The 18,162-nt window shown below is 53.2% G+C and carries 19 protein-coding genes and 1 other annotated feature; of the genes, 11 read left to right on the top strand and 8 right to left on the bottom strand.

Annotation, left to right across the window (positions count from 1 at the left end; genetic code table 11):
- Positions 1–22 precede the first annotated feature (22 nt).
- The 11 genes from rplT (at position 23) to selO (ending at position 9,991) form a co-directional block, all read left to right on the top strand.
- The gene (gene rplT / locus FDX19_RS15275) at positions 23–379 is read left to right on the top strand and encodes a 50S ribosomal protein L20 (RefSeq protein ID WP_003030578.1); all 357 of its coding nucleotides are present in this window, start codon (positions 23–25) and stop codon (positions 377–379) included.
- A 120-nt stretch (positions 380–499) separates the two neighbouring features.
- Positions 500–624: a sequence feature (Phe leader region), on the top strand.
- Entirely contained in the window at positions 505–549 is a 45-nt protein-coding gene (gene pheM, locus FDX19_RS25130) for a pheST operon leader peptide PheM (protein WP_001386830.1), read from the top strand. (Overlaps the previous feature by 45 nt.)
- 124 nt (positions 625–748) lie before the next feature.
- Positions 749–1,732 carry a phenylalanine--tRNA ligase subunit alpha gene (gene pheS / locus FDX19_RS15265; RefSeq protein WP_137383362.1) on the top strand — a complete coding sequence of 328 codons (984 nt, stop codon included), beginning with the start codon at positions 749–751 and terminating at the stop codon, positions 1,730–1,732.
- 15 nt (positions 1,733–1,747) lie between these two features.
- Positions 1,748–4,135 (top strand): phenylalanine--tRNA ligase subunit beta, encoded by a 2,388-nt coding sequence (gene pheT / locus FDX19_RS15260; RefSeq protein ID WP_137383361.1) that lies wholly within the window; start codon positions 1,748–1,750, stop codon positions 4,133–4,135.
- Between the two features lie 4 nt (positions 4,136–4,139).
- Positions 4,140–4,439, top strand: a complete 300-nt coding sequence (gene ihfA / locus FDX19_RS15255; protein WP_003030571.1) for an integration host factor subunit alpha — start codon at positions 4,140–4,142, stop codon at positions 4,437–4,439.
- A gap of 120 nt (positions 4,440–4,559) precedes the next feature.
- Positions 4,560–5,540, top strand: a complete 981-nt coding sequence (gene btuC, locus FDX19_RS15250; RefSeq protein WP_101741707.1) for a vitamin B12 ABC transporter permease BtuC — start codon at positions 4,560–4,562, stop codon at positions 5,538–5,540.
- Positions 5,541–5,614: 74 nt separating this feature from the next.
- Positions 5,615–6,166 (top strand): glutathione peroxidase, encoded by a 552-nt coding sequence (locus tag FDX19_RS15245; RefSeq protein WP_137383360.1) that lies wholly within the window; start codon positions 5,615–5,617, stop codon positions 6,164–6,166.
- Positions 6,166–6,915: a vitamin B12 ABC transporter ATP-binding protein BtuD gene (gene btuD, locus FDX19_RS15240; RefSeq protein ID WP_137383359.1), complete on the top strand. Its 750-nt coding sequence runs from the start codon at positions 6,166–6,168 to the stop codon at positions 6,913–6,915. The genes FDX19_RS15245 and btuD overlap by 1 nt, the downstream gene beginning before the upstream one ends.
- Before the next feature lie 77 nt (positions 6,916–6,992).
- Entirely contained in the window at positions 6,993–7,457 is a 465-nt protein-coding gene (locus tag FDX19_RS15235; protein ID WP_005120307.1) for an NlpC/P60 family protein, read from the top strand.
- 316 nt (positions 7,458–7,773) lie between these two features.
- Positions 7,774–8,487, top strand: coding sequence for an EAL domain-containing protein (locus tag FDX19_RS15230; RefSeq protein WP_137383358.1), 714 nt, complete (start codon positions 7,774–7,776; stop codon positions 8,485–8,487).
- Positions 8,488–8,548: 61 nt separating this feature from the next.
- Entirely contained in the window at positions 8,549–9,991 is a 1,443-nt protein-coding gene (gene selO, locus FDX19_RS15225) for a protein adenylyltransferase SelO (protein ID WP_137383357.1), read from the top strand.
- On the opposite strand, the gene FDX19_RS15220 is transcribed toward selO, so the two are convergent.
- The 8 genes from FDX19_RS15220 to ppsR form a co-directional block, all read right to left on the bottom strand.
- Positions 9,988–10,767, bottom strand: coding sequence for a heme ABC transporter ATP-binding protein (locus FDX19_RS15220; RefSeq protein WP_137383356.1), 780 nt, complete (start codon positions 10,765–10,767; stop codon positions 9,988–9,990). The genes selO and FDX19_RS15220 overlap by 4 nt on opposite strands.
- On the bottom strand, positions 10,760–11,752 hold the full coding sequence (locus FDX19_RS15215) for an iron ABC transporter permease (RefSeq protein WP_137383355.1): 993 nt from the start codon (positions 11,750–11,752) through the stop codon (positions 10,760–10,762). Before FDX19_RS15215 ends, FDX19_RS15220 begins: the two co-directional genes overlap by 8 nt.
- Positions 11,752–12,573 (bottom strand): hemin ABC transporter substrate-binding protein, encoded by an 822-nt coding sequence (locus FDX19_RS15210; protein ID WP_137383354.1) that lies wholly within the window; start codon positions 12,571–12,573, stop codon positions 11,752–11,754. Before FDX19_RS15210 ends, FDX19_RS15215 begins: the two co-directional genes overlap by 1 nt.
- Positions 12,570–13,598: a hematinate-forming heme oxygenase ChuS gene (gene chuS, locus FDX19_RS15205; protein WP_137383353.1), complete on the bottom strand. Its 1,029-nt coding sequence runs from the start codon at positions 13,596–13,598 to the stop codon at positions 12,570–12,572. The genes FDX19_RS15210 and chuS overlap by 4 nt, the downstream gene beginning before the upstream one ends.
- A 47-nt stretch (positions 13,599–13,645) precedes the next feature.
- Positions 13,646–15,631, bottom strand: a complete 1,986-nt coding sequence (locus FDX19_RS15200) for a TonB-dependent hemoglobin/transferrin/lactoferrin family receptor (RefSeq protein ID WP_137383352.1) — start codon at positions 15,629–15,631, stop codon at positions 13,646–13,648.
- A 72-nt stretch (positions 15,632–15,703) separates the two neighbouring features.
- Entirely contained in the window at positions 15,704–15,892 is a 189-nt protein-coding gene (gene hemP / locus FDX19_RS15195; protein WP_137383351.1) for a hemin uptake protein HemP, read from the bottom strand.
- Between the two features lie 209 nt (positions 15,893–16,101).
- On the bottom strand, positions 16,102–17,148 hold the full coding sequence (gene aroH, locus FDX19_RS15190; protein WP_137383350.1) for a 3-deoxy-7-phosphoheptulonate synthase AroH: 1,047 nt from the start codon (positions 17,146–17,148) through the stop codon (positions 16,102–16,104).
- A 126-nt stretch (positions 17,149–17,274) separates the two neighbouring features.
- On the bottom strand, positions 17,275–18,108 hold the full coding sequence (ppsR, locus tag FDX19_RS15185) for a posphoenolpyruvate synthetase regulatory kinase/phosphorylase PpsR (RefSeq protein ID WP_137383349.1): 834 nt from the start codon (positions 18,106–18,108) through the stop codon (positions 17,275–17,277).
- Positions 18,109–18,162: the final 54 nt, after the last annotated feature.

The raw sequence follows: 18,162 nt of genomic DNA, 5'->3' as shown, positions 1-18,162 counted from the left end.
ATATAGAAACAGGAGAGCACATATGGCTCGCGTAAAACGTGGTGTAGTTGCCCGTGCACGTCACAAGAAAATTTTGAAACAAGCTAAAGGCTACTACGGTGCGCGTTCTCGCGTATACCGCGTTGCCTTCCAGGCTGTTATCAAAGCTGGTCAGTACGCTTATCGTGACCGTCGTCAGAAAAAGCGTCAGTTCCGTCAACTGTGGATTGCGCGTATCAACGCAGCAGCACGTCAGAACGGTATTTCTTACAGCAAATTCATCAACGGCCTGAAAAAAGCCTCTGTTGAAATCGACCGTAAGATCCTGGCTGACATCGCAGTATTCGACAAAGTAGCGTTCACCGCTCTGGTCGAAAAAGCGAAAGCAGCTCTGGCATAAGCCGGTGAAAAGAGGGAGCCTGGCTCCCTCTCTTTTATTTGTAGTTCAATCAATTAGTTGACAATTTATCCGTAAGCCTTTTCAATACAGGTTGTCCGGTTTTTACCACACAAGGTAACGCAAGCATGAATGCTGCTATTTTCCGCTTCTTCTTTTACTTTAGCACCTGAACTCAGGAGGCTTGCGCGTGAAAGAAGAAACGGAAAACAGCGCCTAAAAGCCTCCCTGGTGGAGGCTTTTTTTATACGCGTCATCCTTCAAGTTGTCTCTGTGCTGGCTGCATCTGCTCTTTTGCCGCGTTGATACAACTTGAATGATTTTGCGTATATACGAGCGACTAGTGAATATCGCAACATAACGAGGAAAACCATGTCACATCTCGCAGAGCTGGTTGCCAGTGCAACGGCCGCCATTAACCAGGCTTCAGATGTTGCCGCGTTAGACAATGTCCGCGTCGAATATTTGGGCAAGAAAGGGCACCTGACCCTTCAGATGACAACCCTGCGCGAGCTGCCACCGGAAGAGCGCCCGGCAGCAGGTGCGGTAATCAATGAAGCCAAAGAGCAGGTACAGCAAGCGCTGAACGCGCGTAAAGCCGAATTAGAAAATGCAGCGCTGAACGCGCGCCTGGCTGAAGAAACTATCGATATCTCCCTGCCGGGACGCCGTATCGAAAATGGCGGGCTGCACCCGGTAACGCGTACTATCGACAGGATTGAAAGTTTCTTCGGTGAGCTGGGCTTTACCGTGGCGACGGGCCCAGAAATCGAAGATGACTATCATAACTTCGACGCGCTGAACATTCCTGGCCACCACCCGGCGCGTGCTGACCACGATACCTTCTGGTTTGACGCAACGCGTCTGCTGCGTACGCAGACCTCCGGCGTGCAGATCCGCACCATGAAAGAAAAACAACCGCCGATCCGCATCATTGCGCCGGGCCGTGTATATCGTAACGACTACGATCAGACGCACACCCCGATGTTCCATCAGATGGAAGGCCTGATCGTTGATACCAATATCAACTTCACCAACCTGAAAGGTACGCTGCACGATTTCCTGCGTAACTTCTTTGAAGAAGACCTGCAGGTTCGTTTCCGTCCTTCTTACTTCCCGTTCACTGAACCTTCTGCGGAAGTTGACGTCATGGGTAAAAACGGGAAATGGCTGGAAGTCCTGGGCTGCGGTATGGTTCACCCGAACGTGCTGCGTAACGTCGGTATCGATCCAGAAATATACTCCGGTTTTGCCTTCGGTATGGGTATGGAGCGTCTGACCATGTTGCGTTATGGCGTTACCGATCTGCGTTCTTTCTTCGAAAACGATCTGCGTTTCCTCAAACAGTTTAAATAAAGGCAGGGTAATACAATGAAATTCAGTGAACTGTGGTTACGCGAATGGGTTAACCCAGCAATTGATAGCGATGCGCTGTCAAACCAAATTACCATGGCGGGCCTGGAAGTTGACGGTGTGGAGCCTGTTTCCGGCGCGTTCAACGGCGTTGTGGTGGGCGAAGTGGTTGAGTGTGCTCAGCACCCGAACGCTGACAAACTGCGCGTCACCAAAGTGAATGTCGGCGGCGACCGCCTGCTGGATATTGTCTGCGGTGCGCCAAACTGCCGTCAGGGGCTGAAAGTGGCCGTGGCAACCGTGGGTGCTGTTCTGCCGGGCGATTTCAAAATCAAAGCTGCGAAACTGCGTGGTGAACCGTCTGAAGGCATGCTGTGCTCGTTTTCTGAACTGGGTATTTCCGACGATCATAACGGTATTATCGAACTGCCAGCCGATGCGCCAATTGGCACCGATATCCGCGAATATCTGAAGCTTGACGATAACACTATCGAAATCAGCGTTACGCCGAACCGCGCCGACTGCTTAGGCATTATTGGTGTGGCGCGCGATGTGGCTGTGCTGAACAAAGCTCCGCTGATTGAGCCGGAAATGGCGCCAGTAGCGGCCACCATTAGCGACGTCCTGCCGATTCAGGTCGAAGCCGTAGAAGCTTGCCCACGCTATCTGGGCCGCGTGGTGAAAGGCATCAATGTTAAGGCGCCAACGCCGCTGTGGATGAAAGAGAAACTGCGCCGTTGCGGTATTCGCTCCATCGATGCCGTGGTTGACGTGACCAACTATGTGCTGCTTGAACTGGGCCAGCCGATGCACGCGTTCGACAAAGACCGCATTGAAGGCGGGATTGTTGTGCGTATGGCAAAAGAAGGGGAAACCCTGGTTCTGCTTGACGGTAGCGAAGCAAAACTGAGTGCGGATACGCTGGTGATTGCTGACCACAACAAAGCGCTGGCCATGGGGGGTATCTTTGGTGGTGAGCACTCTGGTGTGAATGATGAAACGCAAAACGTTCTGCTGGAATGCGCGTTCTTCAGCCCGCTGTCTATTACCGGCCGCGCACGTCGTCACGGTCTGCATACCGATGCTTCTCACCGCTATGAGCGTGGTGTCGATCCTGCGCTGCAGTACAAAGCAATGGAGCGTGCAACGCGTCTGCTGATTGATATCTGTGGCGGTGAAGCCGGCCCAGTGATTGATGTGACCAACGAAGCGACGTTGCCAAAACGCGCCACCATTACGCTGCGTCGTAGCAAACTGGATCGCCTGATCGGACATCCTATTGCCGATGAGCAGGTGAGCGATATTCTGCGTCGTCTGGGTTGCGACGTGACGGAAGGCCAGGGCGAGTGGAAGGCTGTCGCGCCGAGCTGGCGTTTCGATATGGAGATCGAAGAAGACCTGGTCGAAGAAGTCGCCCGCGTATACGGTTACGACAATATCCCGAACACGCCAATTCAGGCGGGTCTTATCATGGGTGAACATCGTGAAGCGGACCTCTCGCTGAAACGTGTTAAGACCATGCTGAATGACAAAGGCTACCAGGAAGTTATTACCTACAGCTTTGTTGATCCTAAGGTCCAGTCGCTGCTGCACCCGGGTGAAGAAGCGCTGCTGCTGCCAAGCCCAATCTCTATCGATATGTCAGCAATGCGTCTGTCTCTGTGGACCGGCTTGCTGTCTACGGTAGTGTACAACCAGAACCGTCAGCAGAACCGTGTGCGTATTTTTGAAACGGGTTTGCGTTTTGTACCGGATACACAGGCTAACCTCGGGATCCGTCAGGATCTGATGCTGGCGGGCGTGATCTGCGGCAACCGTCATGACGAACACTGGAATCTGGCGAAAGAGACGGTTGATTTCTATGATCTGAAGGGCGATCTGGAAGCGGTTCTCGACCTGACCGGCAAACTGGCGGACATCCAGTTCAAAGCTGAAGCGAATCCAGCGCTGCATCCGGGTCAGTCTGCAGCGATTTATCTGAAAGGTGAACGTATTGGTTTCATTGGGGTTGTTCATCCTGAACTGGAACGTAAACTGGATCTGAACGGTCGCACTCTGGTGTTCGAACTGGAGTGGAATAAGCTCGCAGACCGCGTGGTGCCTCAGGCGCGTGAAGTTTCTCGCTTCCCGGCGAACCGCCGTGACATCGCCGTTGTTGTGGCAGAAAACGTTCCCGCAGCGGATATTTTATCCGAATGTAAGAAAGTTGGCGTAAATCAGGTAGTTGGCGTAAACTTGTTTGACGTGTACCGCGGTAAGGGTGTTGCGGAGGGTTATAAGAGCCTCGCTATCAGCCTGATCCTTCAGGATACCAGCCGTACACTTGAAGAAGAGGAGATTGCCGCTACCGTCGCCAAATGTGTAGAGGCATTAAAAGAGCGATTCCAGGCATCATTGAGGGATTGAACCTATGGCGCTTACAAAAGCTGAAATGTCAGAATATCTGTTTGATAAGCTTGGGCTTAGCAAGCGGGATGCCAAAGAACTGGTCGAGCTGTTTTTCGAAGAGATCCGTCGTGCTCTGGAAAACGGTGAGCAGGTAAAACTCTCTGGTTTTGGTAACTTCGATCTGCGTGATAAGAATCAACGTCCGGGACGTAACCCGAAAACGGGCGAAGATATTCCCATTACAGCACGGCGCGTGGTGACCTTCAGACCCGGGCAGAAGTTAAAAAGCCGGGTTGAAAACGCAACGCCCAAAGAAGAGTGATTTAACGATACGCAAAGTATGACGCGTATAACTAAAAAGGCCGCTATGCGGCCTTTTTCCTTTTCACTACTGAATCAGCACCGTAGAATCTCCCCATCTTTTTTCAGCAGAATGGAAAACATGCTGACTTTCGCCCATCAACAGCAGCGACGAAACGTGCGCTGGATACTGTCTCTGTCAGTGCTGATGCTGCTGGCAACCATGATAAGTTTGTGCGCAGGAGAACAGTGGATTGCTCCCGGCGATTGGTTTAGCGCTCGCGGCGATCTGTTCGTCTGGCAAATTCGACTGCCCCGTACGCTTGCCGTATTGCTGGTAGGCGCCGCACTGGCCCTGGCTGGCGCGGTGATGCAGGCGCTGTTTGAAAACCCGCTCGCGGAGCCTGGCTTACTCGGCGTGTCTAATGGCGCGGGGGTTGGGCTTATTGCGGCAGTACTGTTGGGGCAAGGGCGATTGCCCGGCTGGGCATTAGGCCTGTGCGCCATTGCTGGTGCGCTGATTATCACCCTCATTCTTCTTCGTTTTGCCCGCCGACATTTATCGACCAGTCGTTTGCTGTTGGCAGGCGTGGCGCTGGGGATTATCTGCAGCGCGCTGATGACCTGGGCTATCTATTTTTCCACCTCTTTTGATCTTCGACAGTTGATGTACTGGATGATGGGCGGCTTCGGTGGCGTAGACTGGCATCAGGCCTGGCTCATGGTGGCATTGATTCCGGTGCTGGTGTGGATCTGCTGTCAGTCGCAGCCGATGAATATGCTGGCGCTGGGGGAAACCTCCGCGCGCCAGCTGGGACTGCCCCTATGGTTCTGGCGCAACCTGCTGGTGGTTGCCACAGGATGGATGGTCGGCGTAAGCGTGGCGCTGGCGGGGGCAATTGGTTTTATCGGGCTGGTAATCCCCCATATTCTGCGACTGTGTGGATTAACCGATCACCGCGTTTTACTCCCTGGGTGTGCGCTGGCGGGGGCAATTGCACTACTGTTTGCTGATGTCGTTGCACGTCTGGTACTGGCATCGGCTGAATTACCCATTGGCGTGGTGACGGCCACGATGGGCGCACCGGTATTTATCTGGTTATTGTTAAAAGCTGCGCGCTAGAAAGCGCAGGTTCGGTCTATGCTTAAAAGCTGAACAGGGTCATCCCACTATTCACCTGTTGGTCTGGAGATGCTATGCAAAACACGCTTTTTAATACGGAAGTGACAACCATCGACGGCGAGGCGACCTCATTGCAGGCGTATGCCGGAAATGTACTGTTAATTGTCAACGTAGCCTCAAAATGTGGGTTAACGCCGCAGTATGAGCAACTGGAAAACCTGCAGAAAGCCTGGCATGGGCAGGGTTTCACCGTTCTGGGATTTCCCTGCAACCAGTTTCTGGGGCAGGAGCCCGGCAGCGAAGACGAGATTAAGACGTATTGCAGCACCACCTGGGGCGTTACCTTCCCGATGTTCAGTAAGATTGATGTCAATGGCGAAGCCCGCCATCCGTTGTATCAGAAGCTGATTGATGCGGCACCCACAGCGGTTGCACCGGCGGATAGCGGATTTTATGCGCGTATGGCGAGTAAAGGGCGGGCACCGCTCTACCCGGACGATATTCTGTGGAACTTCGAGAAGTTCTTAGTCGGTCGGGATGGGCAGGTGCTGCAGCGTTATTCCCCTGATATGACGCCTGAGGACCCGGTTCTTGTACACGCTATAAAGACTGCATTGGCCAACTAATGTCCCAATTAATGCTGCTACAGGATGTTGCGGAATCGACCCGACTCGGCCCGCTATCTGGTGAAATTAAAGCAGGTGAGATCCTGCATTTAGTGGGCCCCAACGGCGCGGGGAAAAGTACGTTGTTGGCGCGAATGGCGGGGCTGACGACCGGAGAAGGGAGCATCACCTTTGGTGATACACCGCTCGGTGACTGGCCGGCAGCGAAGCTGGCGCAATATCGTGCTTATCTTGCGCAACAGCAAAATCCACCATTTGCGATGCCGGTCTGGCATTTTCTGACGCTGCATCAGCCTGATAAAGCCCGAACAGACCTGCTGCAGGAGGTGGCTGATGCGCTTGGGCTGGGCGATAAACTGGGACGTGGTGTTAATCAGCTTTCAGGGGGGGAATGGCAACGTGTGCGTCTGGCGGCCGTCATCCTGCAAATGAGTCCACAGTCTAATCCGCATGGGCAACTTTTGTTGCTGGATGAGCCGATGAATAGCCTGGATGTCGCGCAACAAAACGCGCTGGACAGGGTGTTGAGCCAGCTGTGTCAGCAGGGAATCGCCATTGTGATGAGCAGCCATGATCTTAACCATACGCTACGCCATGCGCACAAGGCGTGGTTGCTCAAGCGCGGAAAGCTGCTGGCGAGCGGTGCGCGTGATGTGGTGCTGACGCCAGCCAATCTGTCGTTGGCCTACGGTGTAAATTTCCGCCGCCTGGATATTGAAGGCCACAGAATGCTCATATCAACCACTTAAGTTAAATGGGTTCTTGAAAATCACATAATTTCCACGCTAAATTGGCACAAAAATAAAAATCAGAGGATTCGTCCTGAATGCGCTTTTGGCTCCTTTTCATCACAGCATTGTTTTTGGCGGGGTGCAGCAGCCATCGTGCTCCTGCGCCGAATGCCCGACTGTCGGACTCTATCGCCGTTATCGCGGGTCTTAACGATCAGTTGCAAACCTGGCATGGCACTCCCTATCGCTATGGCGGTATGAGCCGTAGCGGGGTGGATTGTTCGGGATTTGTGTTGATGACGATGCGTGATCAATTCGATCTGCAATTACCGCGCGACACGCGTACTCAATCAAAGATTGGTACTGAGATAGATAAAGATGATTTGCTACCCGGCGATCTGGTTTTCTTTAAAACGGGGTCCGGTGAAAGTGGTCTGCATGTCGGAATTTACGATACCAATAATCAATTTATCCATGCTTCAACCAGTCGCGGAGTGATGCGTTCTTCGCTGGATAACGTCTACTGGCGTAAAAACTTTTGGCAGGCACGCCGAATTTAATCATTACGGGTGACGAGAGCGGCTCGCGGCTTTCTCGTCATCCACATTTTAAATGTCAACTTTCACTTCTGCTGTTTGTCGGTCAATAACCCTGAACATTAAGAGCGTATCTTGCTAAAAATATGATTTATCCCGAGATATTAAAAAGTGCAAAGCTGGATATTCGTTTATAATCAGGATAAGCTAAAAAAAAAGGATTCGATTTACTGGCTAAAAAGGGAAAAATGAAAGGGCCTCTATTTGTATCAGCAGCAACGTATTTTTCCATCCTTTGCTACAGGATGCCGGATTACACCCATGCAGAGGGGCTGGCACAATGATTGTTTCACTGGATTATCTTTATCATTCAGAGTTTTCTTTTCTTCCTGCACGAAGTGAAAAAGGTGACCTTGAGTACGTCGACATTGTTACAAACTTTGTCAGCCCGGATGGCAACGTACGCATGCCAACAGAGCTGGTTATGACGCGGATGTCAGACGACGAGCAATGCCGTTTATTTGCCGAGAAGCTGGAATTAATCGAAACGTGCCAACACTTTTTTATTCAACGCAAAATTCCGGCGTGGATTAATTTAACGCCTGCGGTCGCTAAGACTTTATTATCAGACGCTGAATATGCTTCACGTGTTGAACGATTTTCATTTATTGAATTGACGATTAATGAAAGTTATCCGGAGTTAAACAGTGGCAAAGAAAATCCCACACTGGCGGCTCTGGCTGTGCGATTCCCATTAATACTGACAAACTACGGTGCCGGTGGCATATCCACGCGGGCAATTTTTGATGGTCTGTTCAAACGGGTTGTGCTGGATAAAAACTTTGTTCAACAAAGGATTACACATATTTCGTTTGAGCCGTTTATGCGGGCTATTCTGGCGCAATTATCCCCCAGCTGTGAATCAATCATCATTAGCGGTATTGATACACAGGAGATGCTGGCGCGGGTATTACCTTTGGGATTCAGCGCGATGCAAGGGGGACTGTGGCCGGCGGTATCACCTGCAAAGATTATTTCACTGGTAAAAGGATAACCCTTTTATTTGCTGGTGTTTAACAGGCTATTAACAGTCTACACTAGAGACAGGAGGCCCTATGACCCTGTCTTTTACTACTCGCTGGCGTGATGAATTACCAGCAACCTATACCGCTCTTTCGCCCACCCCCCTGAGAAATGCGCGCATCATCTGGCATAACGATGCTCTGGCTGAGCAATTGAGTATTCCAGCTGCGTTGTTTGATATTTGCGATGGGGCAGGTGTATGGGGGGGCGAATCGCTATTACCTGGGATGTCGCCATTGGCACAAGTCTACAGCGGGCATCAGTTCGGTGTCTGGGCTGGGCAGCTCGGCGATGGGCGAGGGATTCTGCTGGGTGAGCAATTGCTTGCAGACGGCACAACCCTTGACTGGCATCTGAAAGGCGCTGGGTTAACGCCTTATTCCCGCATGGGCGATGGGCGCGCCGTGCTGCGCTCGACGATTAGAGAGAGTCTGGCCAGCGAAGCCATGCATTATCTGGGAATCCCTACCACCCGGGCCTTGTCGATTGTCACCAGCGAGACTCCGGTGCAGCGAGAGACCACTGAAGCAGGCGCGATGCTCATTCGCGTGGCGCAAAGCCATATGCGTTTCGGTCATTTTGAGCACTTTTATTATCGTCGTGAACCGGAAAAAGTACGCCAGCTTGCTGACTTTGCGATCCGTCATTACTGGCCACAATGGCAGGAAGAGGCGGATAAGTATCAGTTGTGGTTTACGGATGTTGTCACGCGCACCGCGACGTTAATGGCCGACTGGCAAGCCATAGGCTTTGCGCATGGGGTGATGAACACGGACAACATGTCGATTCTTGGCCTGACGATGGATTATGGTCCCTTCGGTTTCCTTGATGATTACGTGCCAGATTTTATCTGCAACCACTCCGATCATCAGGGGCGCTATAGTTTTGATAATCAGCCTGCTGCAGCGTTATGGAACCTACAACGTCTGGCGCAGACGCTGTCGCCATTCATCCCGGTTGATGTGCTCAATGATGCGCTGGACGGTTATCAACTGGCCTTGCTCACCCGCTATGGGCAACGCATGCGGCAAAAACTGGGTTTCTTTAGCGAGCAGAAAAACGATAACGAAATCCTTAGCGAACTGTTTAGTTTGATGGCGCGGGAAGGTAGCGACTACACGCGAACATTCCGCATGCTCAGCCAAACGGAACAACACAGCGCCTTGTCCCCACTGCGCGATGAGTTTATTGATCGTGCGGCATTTGACGGCTGGTTCACACGTTACCGTACGCGCCTGCAACAAGACAATGTGGCTGATGTTGTCAGACACGCGCAGATGAAGACGGCGAATCCGGCTATGGTGCTACGTAACTGGCTGGCGCAGCGGGCAATAAGCCAGGCAGAGCAGGGGGATTACACCGAGCTACATCGGTTACATGCTGCGTTACGTACCCCGTTTGCCGATCGGGATGATGATTATATCAGCCGTCCACCTGACTGGGGTAAACGGCTGGAAGTGAGTTGTTCCAGCTAAGGTGCGAGAAAAACCTGTGGGGAGGCGTTGGCCGGGTGTTGGCCAACGTGAACCTGGGCACCGTACCAGCGTATCAGATCATCAGCCTGCAACACGGTGTTGGGCGTTCCTTGAGACACAATGCGTCCTTGATGGAGCAGTATGATCCGGTCAGCCCACAGCGCTGCCAGATTGAGATCGTGAAGGATGATGCAAACATGCAATTTTCCTGAAGCGGTGAGTGCTTTTAGTAATCTCAGCAGATGTTGCTGATGGTAAAGATCTAACGCTGACGTCGGTTCGTCGAGAAATAGCCAACCACGAGGTTCGGCGTCGCACCATAATTGCGCCAGCGCACGGGCTAGCTGAACACGTTGTTGTTCGCCACCGGAAAGCGCGGCGTATTGTCTGCCCGCCAACGGTGTGCAGCCGGTGATTGCCATTACCTGTGCGATAAGCTCGTGCTCGGAATGTTGGGACCAGGGGGCACGGCCCATCGCGATGACGGCTTCTGTCTGCCAGTCAAAACCTACCTGCGTTTGCTGACGCATAACCGCGCGATGGCGCGACAGCGTCTGCGTACTCCAGTCAGCCAGTGATTTGCCATCCAACAAACAGTGTCCGGCAGTCGGTTTTAGAAAGCCGGTCAACAGACGTAGCAGGGTGGATTTTCCCGCACCATTCGGCCCGATTAGCGCGACCAGTTCACCTTTAGCAAGTTTGAGCGATACGTCGTCAATAACTGAGCGACCAGCAAGGCGATAGTGAAGCCCTTCTGCAATAAAATGTTCAGTCATGCGCGCCTCGCTGACGAAAAATAAGCCATAAAAACCATGGCGCACCGAGAATGCTGGTCAACAGACCAACGGGCATTTCCGCAGGCGCAACGGCGGTGCGGGCGAGAGTATCGGCAATCAGTAGTAAAAATGCGCCAGCCAGAACAGAACCGGGGATCACGGCCCGATGGTCTGAGCCGAGCCACATACGCATTAAATGCGGAACAACCAAACCGATGAACCCAATGACTCCGCTGACCGCTACGGCAGCGGCCACGAGTAATGCGCTGCACAACAACAAAATACGCTGGATCGTCCGGACATCAACGCCGAGATAATGCGCCTCCTCCTCACCCAGTTGTAACAGGTTCAGTGCCGCAGCCAGGCGCCAGATAACCAGTACTGTTGGGAGCATTAGCGAGGTGACGGCCAGTAGTGTTGACCACTGCGCAGAACCCAAGCTGCCCATTCCCCAAAGTGATAGCTGGCGCAGCTGCGCATCATTGCTGATCCACGACAGCACGCCAACCGCTGCCCCGCAGAGCGCGTTGATGGCAATTCCGACCAATAACAGACGCGATAGCGAACCGTCGCGCTGTTGGCTGAGGATAAAAATCACCACGGTGGCAGCCAGTGCACCGAGAAATGCCGCTATCATTGGCGCATACAACATGAGTAACGCAGGTAATGAGACCGGCAACACCACCCACAGGGCGACGGCGCAGGCCGCACCGCTGCTAATGCCCAGTAGCCCTGGGTCGGCAAGCGGGTTGCGAAATAATCCCTGCATGACGCAACCTGCCAGTGCCAGCGAGCCGCCAATCACCAGCGCCAGCAGAACGCGCGGTAGCCGAATGGTGAGCCAGATTTGACGCAATGCGTCATCTCCGTCCTGCCAGAGCAGGCTTACCGGCAGGCGCAACGCGCCAAAACCGGTCGCCAGTATCGTCATTACACCCAGCATAAAGGCCAGCGTCCATAACGAACAGGTGATTCGTCGGGCCATCAGGGCAATTGCTCCGCTTTGGCACGTAGCTGCAAAATGGCCTGTGGCGTGCGAACGCTAAAGCCCAGTAATGCCATATCATCAATCTGCAGTACCTGCTTATTGCGCCCGGCAGGCGTTTGCGCAAGTCCAGGCAGTGCCCACAGGTTAGCTTCACCACCAACGGCCTGAATACCATCGTGTGAGATCACCACCAGGTCGGGCTGGCTGGCTATTACGCCTTCTTGTGATAACGGCTGGTAACGGCTAAACCCCTGCATCGCGTTACGTAAGCCGGCCGCGCGAATAGCGGCATCTGCCCCCGTTTCCTGCCCTGCCGCCATTGCGGTCATTCCACCATGATTGAGAATAAACAGAACGCGTTTATCAAGCTGCGTGGCGGGTAATGCCGCGAGCTCCTGGCGTAACGTGTTGCGCAGGGCTTCGCCTTTAGCCTCCTGGTGTGTAGCCTGCGCAATAACCTGCACTTTCTCATCAATCACGCTAAGCGTATTACTGGCAGGGATCGTGACAACCCTGACGTTGCTCTGCTCAAGCTGTTTTAGCGCCAGAGAAGGCTGCGCTTGTGCGCTGGCTAGCACCAGCGTAGGGCGGGTAGCCAGGATCCCTTCAGCGTTGAGTTGGCGTAAATAACCAACATCCGGTAGCGTGTTTGCCGCTTCAGGCCACTGGCTGGTGCTGTCTCGCGCCACAAGGGAAGATTGTGCTCCCAGTGCGTATACAATCTCGGTGACATCGCCACCGAGAGCCACAACGCGTTCTTCGTCAGCAGCCAGCGCTGCGATGGGCAGCAGCGCAATCAGGACCAGCAGTTTTTTCATGCGGCCAGTCCTTTTGGCGTTAAGGCATCGATCTGCGCTCGCCATTGCGCCTGCTCCGGTTCACCTTCCGTACGCTGTCCATAAAGCTGGGCGATTTGCGTGCCATCCGCGGCAAACAACTCCAGGCTGGTCACGTGACCATCGGCGGTCGGTTTACGTGTTACCCACGTTTCGGCGACGCGCTCTTCCAGCAGATGCAGGGTAAAGGTCGGGTTGAAAATATTGAGCCAGCCTTTCATCGGCACCAGTTTTTCTACCATGCCGGTAAAGATCTGCACGCAGCCGCGATTACCCACAAATACCATGATTTCGTTGCCATCTTGTCGTGTGGTTTCGAGTAACTGTGCCAACGCGCCATTACTGACTTTACAGGCCAGGTCGTCACCTACCAGATTAAATGCATGTTGGCGGGTCAGATTATGGCGCTTCAGTAGTCCGAAGAACTGGTGAACATCGGTCATGGCGCGCCACTCTTTGTCCACTGTCGCAGCGTCTACATTAACGGCGGGTACGACGGGTTCGACAGTTTGCAGCGTCAGCGGCGGGTTTTCTGCGAAGATGAAACGGGTCAGAAGCGAACCCCATGCGGTAATATCGGTATTCTCCGTGACATAAACCTTCAGCAGCGCATCACCCTGATGGTCGAAAAATTGGATACTTTGACGTTCGCCACGGGCGGTGGTTTCGCTGATATGGAAGGCGCTGGCCCACTGGTTCAGGAACAGACGTAAATCGAGGGCGCGTGGGTTCAGTACCAGCCCGGCATGACCGTTAAGGTGTTGGTTGGTAAAGGCACCGGTTTGTTCATGCACTGCATATTCATTTCGGCAAATACATTTTGTTTCGCCTACGGCTTCCAGAGCGCCCAGGATTTCGCGCACTTCGCCGCGTAAACGCCACGCGTCATGACCGACGCGTGCGAAGGTCAGTTCAGCTTCGCTAATGTTCATCAACCCTGCGATGTCACGCGCGTATTTTCCAGGATGTTCTTTTTTCAGTTCCAGCCAGCGTGTGTAGTGATTCATTGCCTCTTCCTTCCAGATTGCTGCCCCGGCTCGCCGGGGCAGGGGGATTACCACTGATAACTCACGAAAATTTTGCCGTTACGGCCATCTTGCGGAATGCCTTGCGGAGACCAGTACGCTTTGTCAAAAGCGTTACCCAGTACCAGCGTGGTGGTCATACCTTTCAGCGCCTGTTGACCCTGATAGCTCACGTAAAAGTCGTTTACGGCATAGCCGGGTTGTTTGGTGTAGCTGCTGCTGATATGGGTTGAGCGGTCTGCAAACGTGCCTATCCAGCCGACTGAGAAACCGCTGTGTGCCACGGGGATGTTCAGTTTGCTGGTGACGGTATCCGGGTTAATGCTGGAAATGTATTCACCCGTGTCGGTATCTTTGCCTCGTGTACGGTTGTAGGCCATGTCTAAACTGAACAGGTCGGCGGAGTACTTCGCCATCACGTCCCAGCCCCAGATTTTGGCATTGGGTACGTTATAGGACATGGTGGTCGCGGCAGCAAAATTGACGCTGGTGGAGATGTAATCTTTGGCTTTGGTATCGAAATAGCTGGCTTTAAATTCGAGCGCATCGCTTGCCATCAGCAAATCGTCAAAGCGCAAACCGAAGCCATACTCCTGCGTTTCGTTGGTTTCCGGACGCAGGTTAGGGTTGGGTACCCAATAGTTGGTGTAAAAACGGCCGATGGAGAAGTGTTTTGCATCGTTGTACATCTCGCCCATTGTCGGCGCGCGGAAAGCCTGAGCCCAGGAGCCGAACAGCATCAGCCAATCGGCCGGCGCGACGGTCATTCCTGCGCGGGACGACCATTTGTCGGCATCGACATCCGCGTAACCATCGCTGCTACCGCGATATGAGTCATAGCGTGTGCCACCCAGCACGGTTACTGGCAGATCCCGCAGGGTGATTTCATCCTGTAGCCAGCCGGAGCTGAAATCAATTTTTGCCTCAGGGAAACCGGTCGTCGCACCACCGGGGCGCTGTTCCTGGCGATAGTACTCACCACCGTAAGTTAACAGGTGAGAAGCAAAGGAGTCGGTAAACAACCGGCTGCGGTTCTCAATTTTTCCGCCTTTGGTGGTTTGTTTGCGAAACTCATTAGTTGCATCCGGATTCTGGGCATTAATGCGCGCCTCGGACCAGTAAATGCGAGCATCAGCGTTCAGCCAGTCATTGTCCGCAGGGGCGAGCGTGTAGGTCAACTGTGCGTCACGCTGGATCGTTGAGCGATCGGTCATCGGGTTGTTACTGGTATCTGCTGCGCTGGTTTGTGGGTTTTTAGGCTCACGTGCATCATTGTTGTAATAACGTAGCGAGCCTGCCAGCGTCTGGGCGCTGTCGATTTTCCAGCTCCCTTTTGCCAGCATATTGTTTATCGCTTCATCGTTCGGCGCGGTGGTACCGTCGCTCTGGCGTAAGTCCCCGCGGTCGCGAGTTGACCAGGCGAGCAGACCGTCCAGCGTGTCGGTACGACCAAACGCGCTGGCGCCCATGCCGAGGCTATGATCGCCCGAGGCAGCAGTACCGAACACGCGGTAACCGCTGTTTTTACCCGCTTCAAGTAAGTCTTTAGCCTCTGCTGTGTCATAGGCGATGACCCCGCCGAGCGCACCGCTGCCGTACAGCAGAGCCGAAGGGCCACGCACCACTTCGATACGTTTAATGAGCGCCGGATCCAGAAATGTGCTGTTCAGGTGTCCGGTGTCGGTTCCCTGACGTACGCCGTCTACCAGTACCAGCACTCCGCGGCGGTCATAGCCGCGCAGATTGACGTCCTGACCGTTGGTTCGTCCCGTACCGTCAAGGGTAAGTCCAGGCACTTTACGTAACAGATCTGCCGCTGAACTGGCCGTCTGGTTTTCCGGCGCGGTCGCATCAATCACGCTGACCATCATTGGCGCTTCAAAGGCACTGCGGGCATTGCCGGTGGCGGTGACAGTCATATCTTCAGCCGCCGCATAGGCGGCGACGGGAAGGTGACTTACGATCGCCAGAGCCAAAAGCGATGGGCGCAGCGATGTCGTGTGCAGGTGTGGCATAGCAACTCTCCATTAGAAAATCGAAAGCGCTGGCTGCCTGGGTATCACCTGGGTGGCTGGCGTAATAGGTATTTATTTAGTCAGAATGAGTTTACCGGCATGTGTCTGGCGCAGCAGGTAGTGCTGACCATCATGTTCTATGATCACTCGTCCTTCATTTCCCAGCAGGCTTTTACTGTCAATCCGACGTTCGTCAGACGCGACAGAGGGCGGTGTTTTTTCTTTTGCAGGCGTTGCTGTAGTGTTATCCATACGTGACATAGTGTTTAAAAATAACAATCAATGTAACAATGATAATCATTATCAATAAACTAAGAATTTGCATCAAGCCTTTTTGTGAAATAATTGTGACGGGATCAAATTTGCGGGATTGCGCTGCATTAAAAAAGCCCGGTAGCATGACGCTGACCGGGCCTGGATGGGCACGAACCGTAGGTCGGGTCAGGCGAAACCGCCACCCGGGCATGATGTTAGAATCGACTGTCTACCGCCGCGGCAAGTTTTTCGACCAGCAGTTCCGTATCTTCCCAGTTCAGGCAGGGATCGGTGATTGACTGGCCATAAACCAGTGGCTGGCCGCTGACGATTTTTTGCGTACCTTCGCGTAAGAAACTTTCCGCCATGATCCCGGCTATTGCCGTCGAACCATTGCGAATCTGCTGACAGACGTCATCGCACACTTCTAACTGACGGCGATGCTGCTTCTGGCAATTGCCATGGCTGAAATCCACCACCAGATGCTCCGGCAGAGAGAATTCATGCAGCGTATCGCAGGCAGCGGCAATATCTTCGGCAGAGTAGTTCGGCTTTTTACCACCGCGCATGATGATATGACCGTAGGGGTTGCCGCTGGTCTGATAGATAGTCATCTGCCCGGTTTTATCCGGAGAGAGGAACATGTGGCTGGCGCGTGACGCGCGAATAGCATCGACGGCGATACGTGTATTGCCATCTGTGCCGTTTTTGAACCCGACGGGACAGGAGAGCGCGGAAGCCATTTCACGGTGAATTTGGCTCTCTGTGGTGCGTGCGCCAATGGCGCCCCAACTGATCAGATCGGCAATAAACTGACCTGTCACCATATCGAGGAATTCAGTGGCCGTCGGGACACCCAGTTCGTTGACCTGTAACAGCAGTTTGCGTGCCAGCTCAATACCATGATTTACGCGATAGCTGCCATTCAAATCCGGGTCGGAAATAAGGCCTTTCCAGCCCACGACGGTACGCGGTTTTTCAAAATAGGTACGCATCACGATTTCCAGACGCGCCTGGTGTTTAGTGCGCAGTGCCTGCAAACGCGTGGCGTATTCCATGGCGGCATCAAGATCGTGAATCGAGCAGGGACCTACGATGACCAGCAAGCGAGGGTCTTCACCATTTAATATTTTTTCTATCCGGCGTCGGGATTCCGTGACATGACGGGCGACGGAGGACGAAACAGGATGCCGTTGCGCAAGCTCTGCTGGAGTGACCAGGTTGTCAATACGCGCAGTACGGAGTTCATCGGTTCTGTTCATTACTTATCTCAGAAATTTGTTGCTTCAACGGCAGGACTACCGGGAAGTGATGTACATCACAATATCACACTCATCCTGCCTGGTGGCGAGCATAATAACAAAAAATCGAACCAATGCACTAGCATTCTAGTACATGCGGCGATTCAGCCCCATGATGTCGAGGATCTTGGTGGCAATCTCTTCTACTGAATAATTGGTACTGTTGAGCCACGGAATTTGATTTTTCCGGTACAGCGCCTCGACTTCAGCAACTTCCATTCGGCACTGGCGCAGTGAGGCGTAGCGACTGTTTTCACGGCGTTCTTCGCGGATGGCCGTCAGGCGCTCAGGGTCAATCGTCAGACCAAACAGTTTGTGTTGCAACGGCTTCAGAGAGGCGGGCAGTACCAGATTATCCATATCATCGGCAATAAAGGGGTAGTTAGCGGCCCGGATACCAAACTGCATTGCCAGGTATAAGCTGGTAGGCGTTTTGCCGCAGCGGGAAACGCCAAGCAGGATCACCTGCGCCTGATCAAGGTTGCGCAACGAGATACCGTCATCGTGCGCGAGGGTATAATCAATGGCGGCAATACGCGCATCGTACTTGTTGAGATTGCCAGGATTCAGGCCGTGCGTGCGATGTGCTATCGGTGTGGGGTCGAGTTTCATCTCGTGTTGCAGCGGGGCAACCAGTGCCTGGACGATGTCCTGGCAAAAACCCTCACTTTGTAAAATGATCGAGCGAATTTCCGGCAATACGATGGAGTAGAACACCAGAGGACGCACACCTGTTTGTTGATAAATGGCGTCAATCTGGTCTTTAACCGCACGAGCACGACTCTCATTTTCCACAAACGGCAGCGTAATGCTGCTGATCGTGACCGGAAATTGCGACATTACCGCATGACCCAATACCTCTGCGGTGATGGCGGTGCCATCAGAAATATAAAATACATGACGATCAACAGCATTATCCATTTTGCTCATCCTGGGGGCAGACATAATTCTCTGAAAGCATAAATTAAAATTCGT

The organism is Citrobacter sp. wls619 (assembly GCF_005281345.1).
In the GTDB taxonomy this organism is placed as follows: domain Bacteria; phylum Pseudomonadota; class Gammaproteobacteria; order Enterobacterales; family Enterobacteriaceae; genus Citrobacter.
This window is presented reverse-complemented; position numbering and strand designations above follow the sequence as displayed.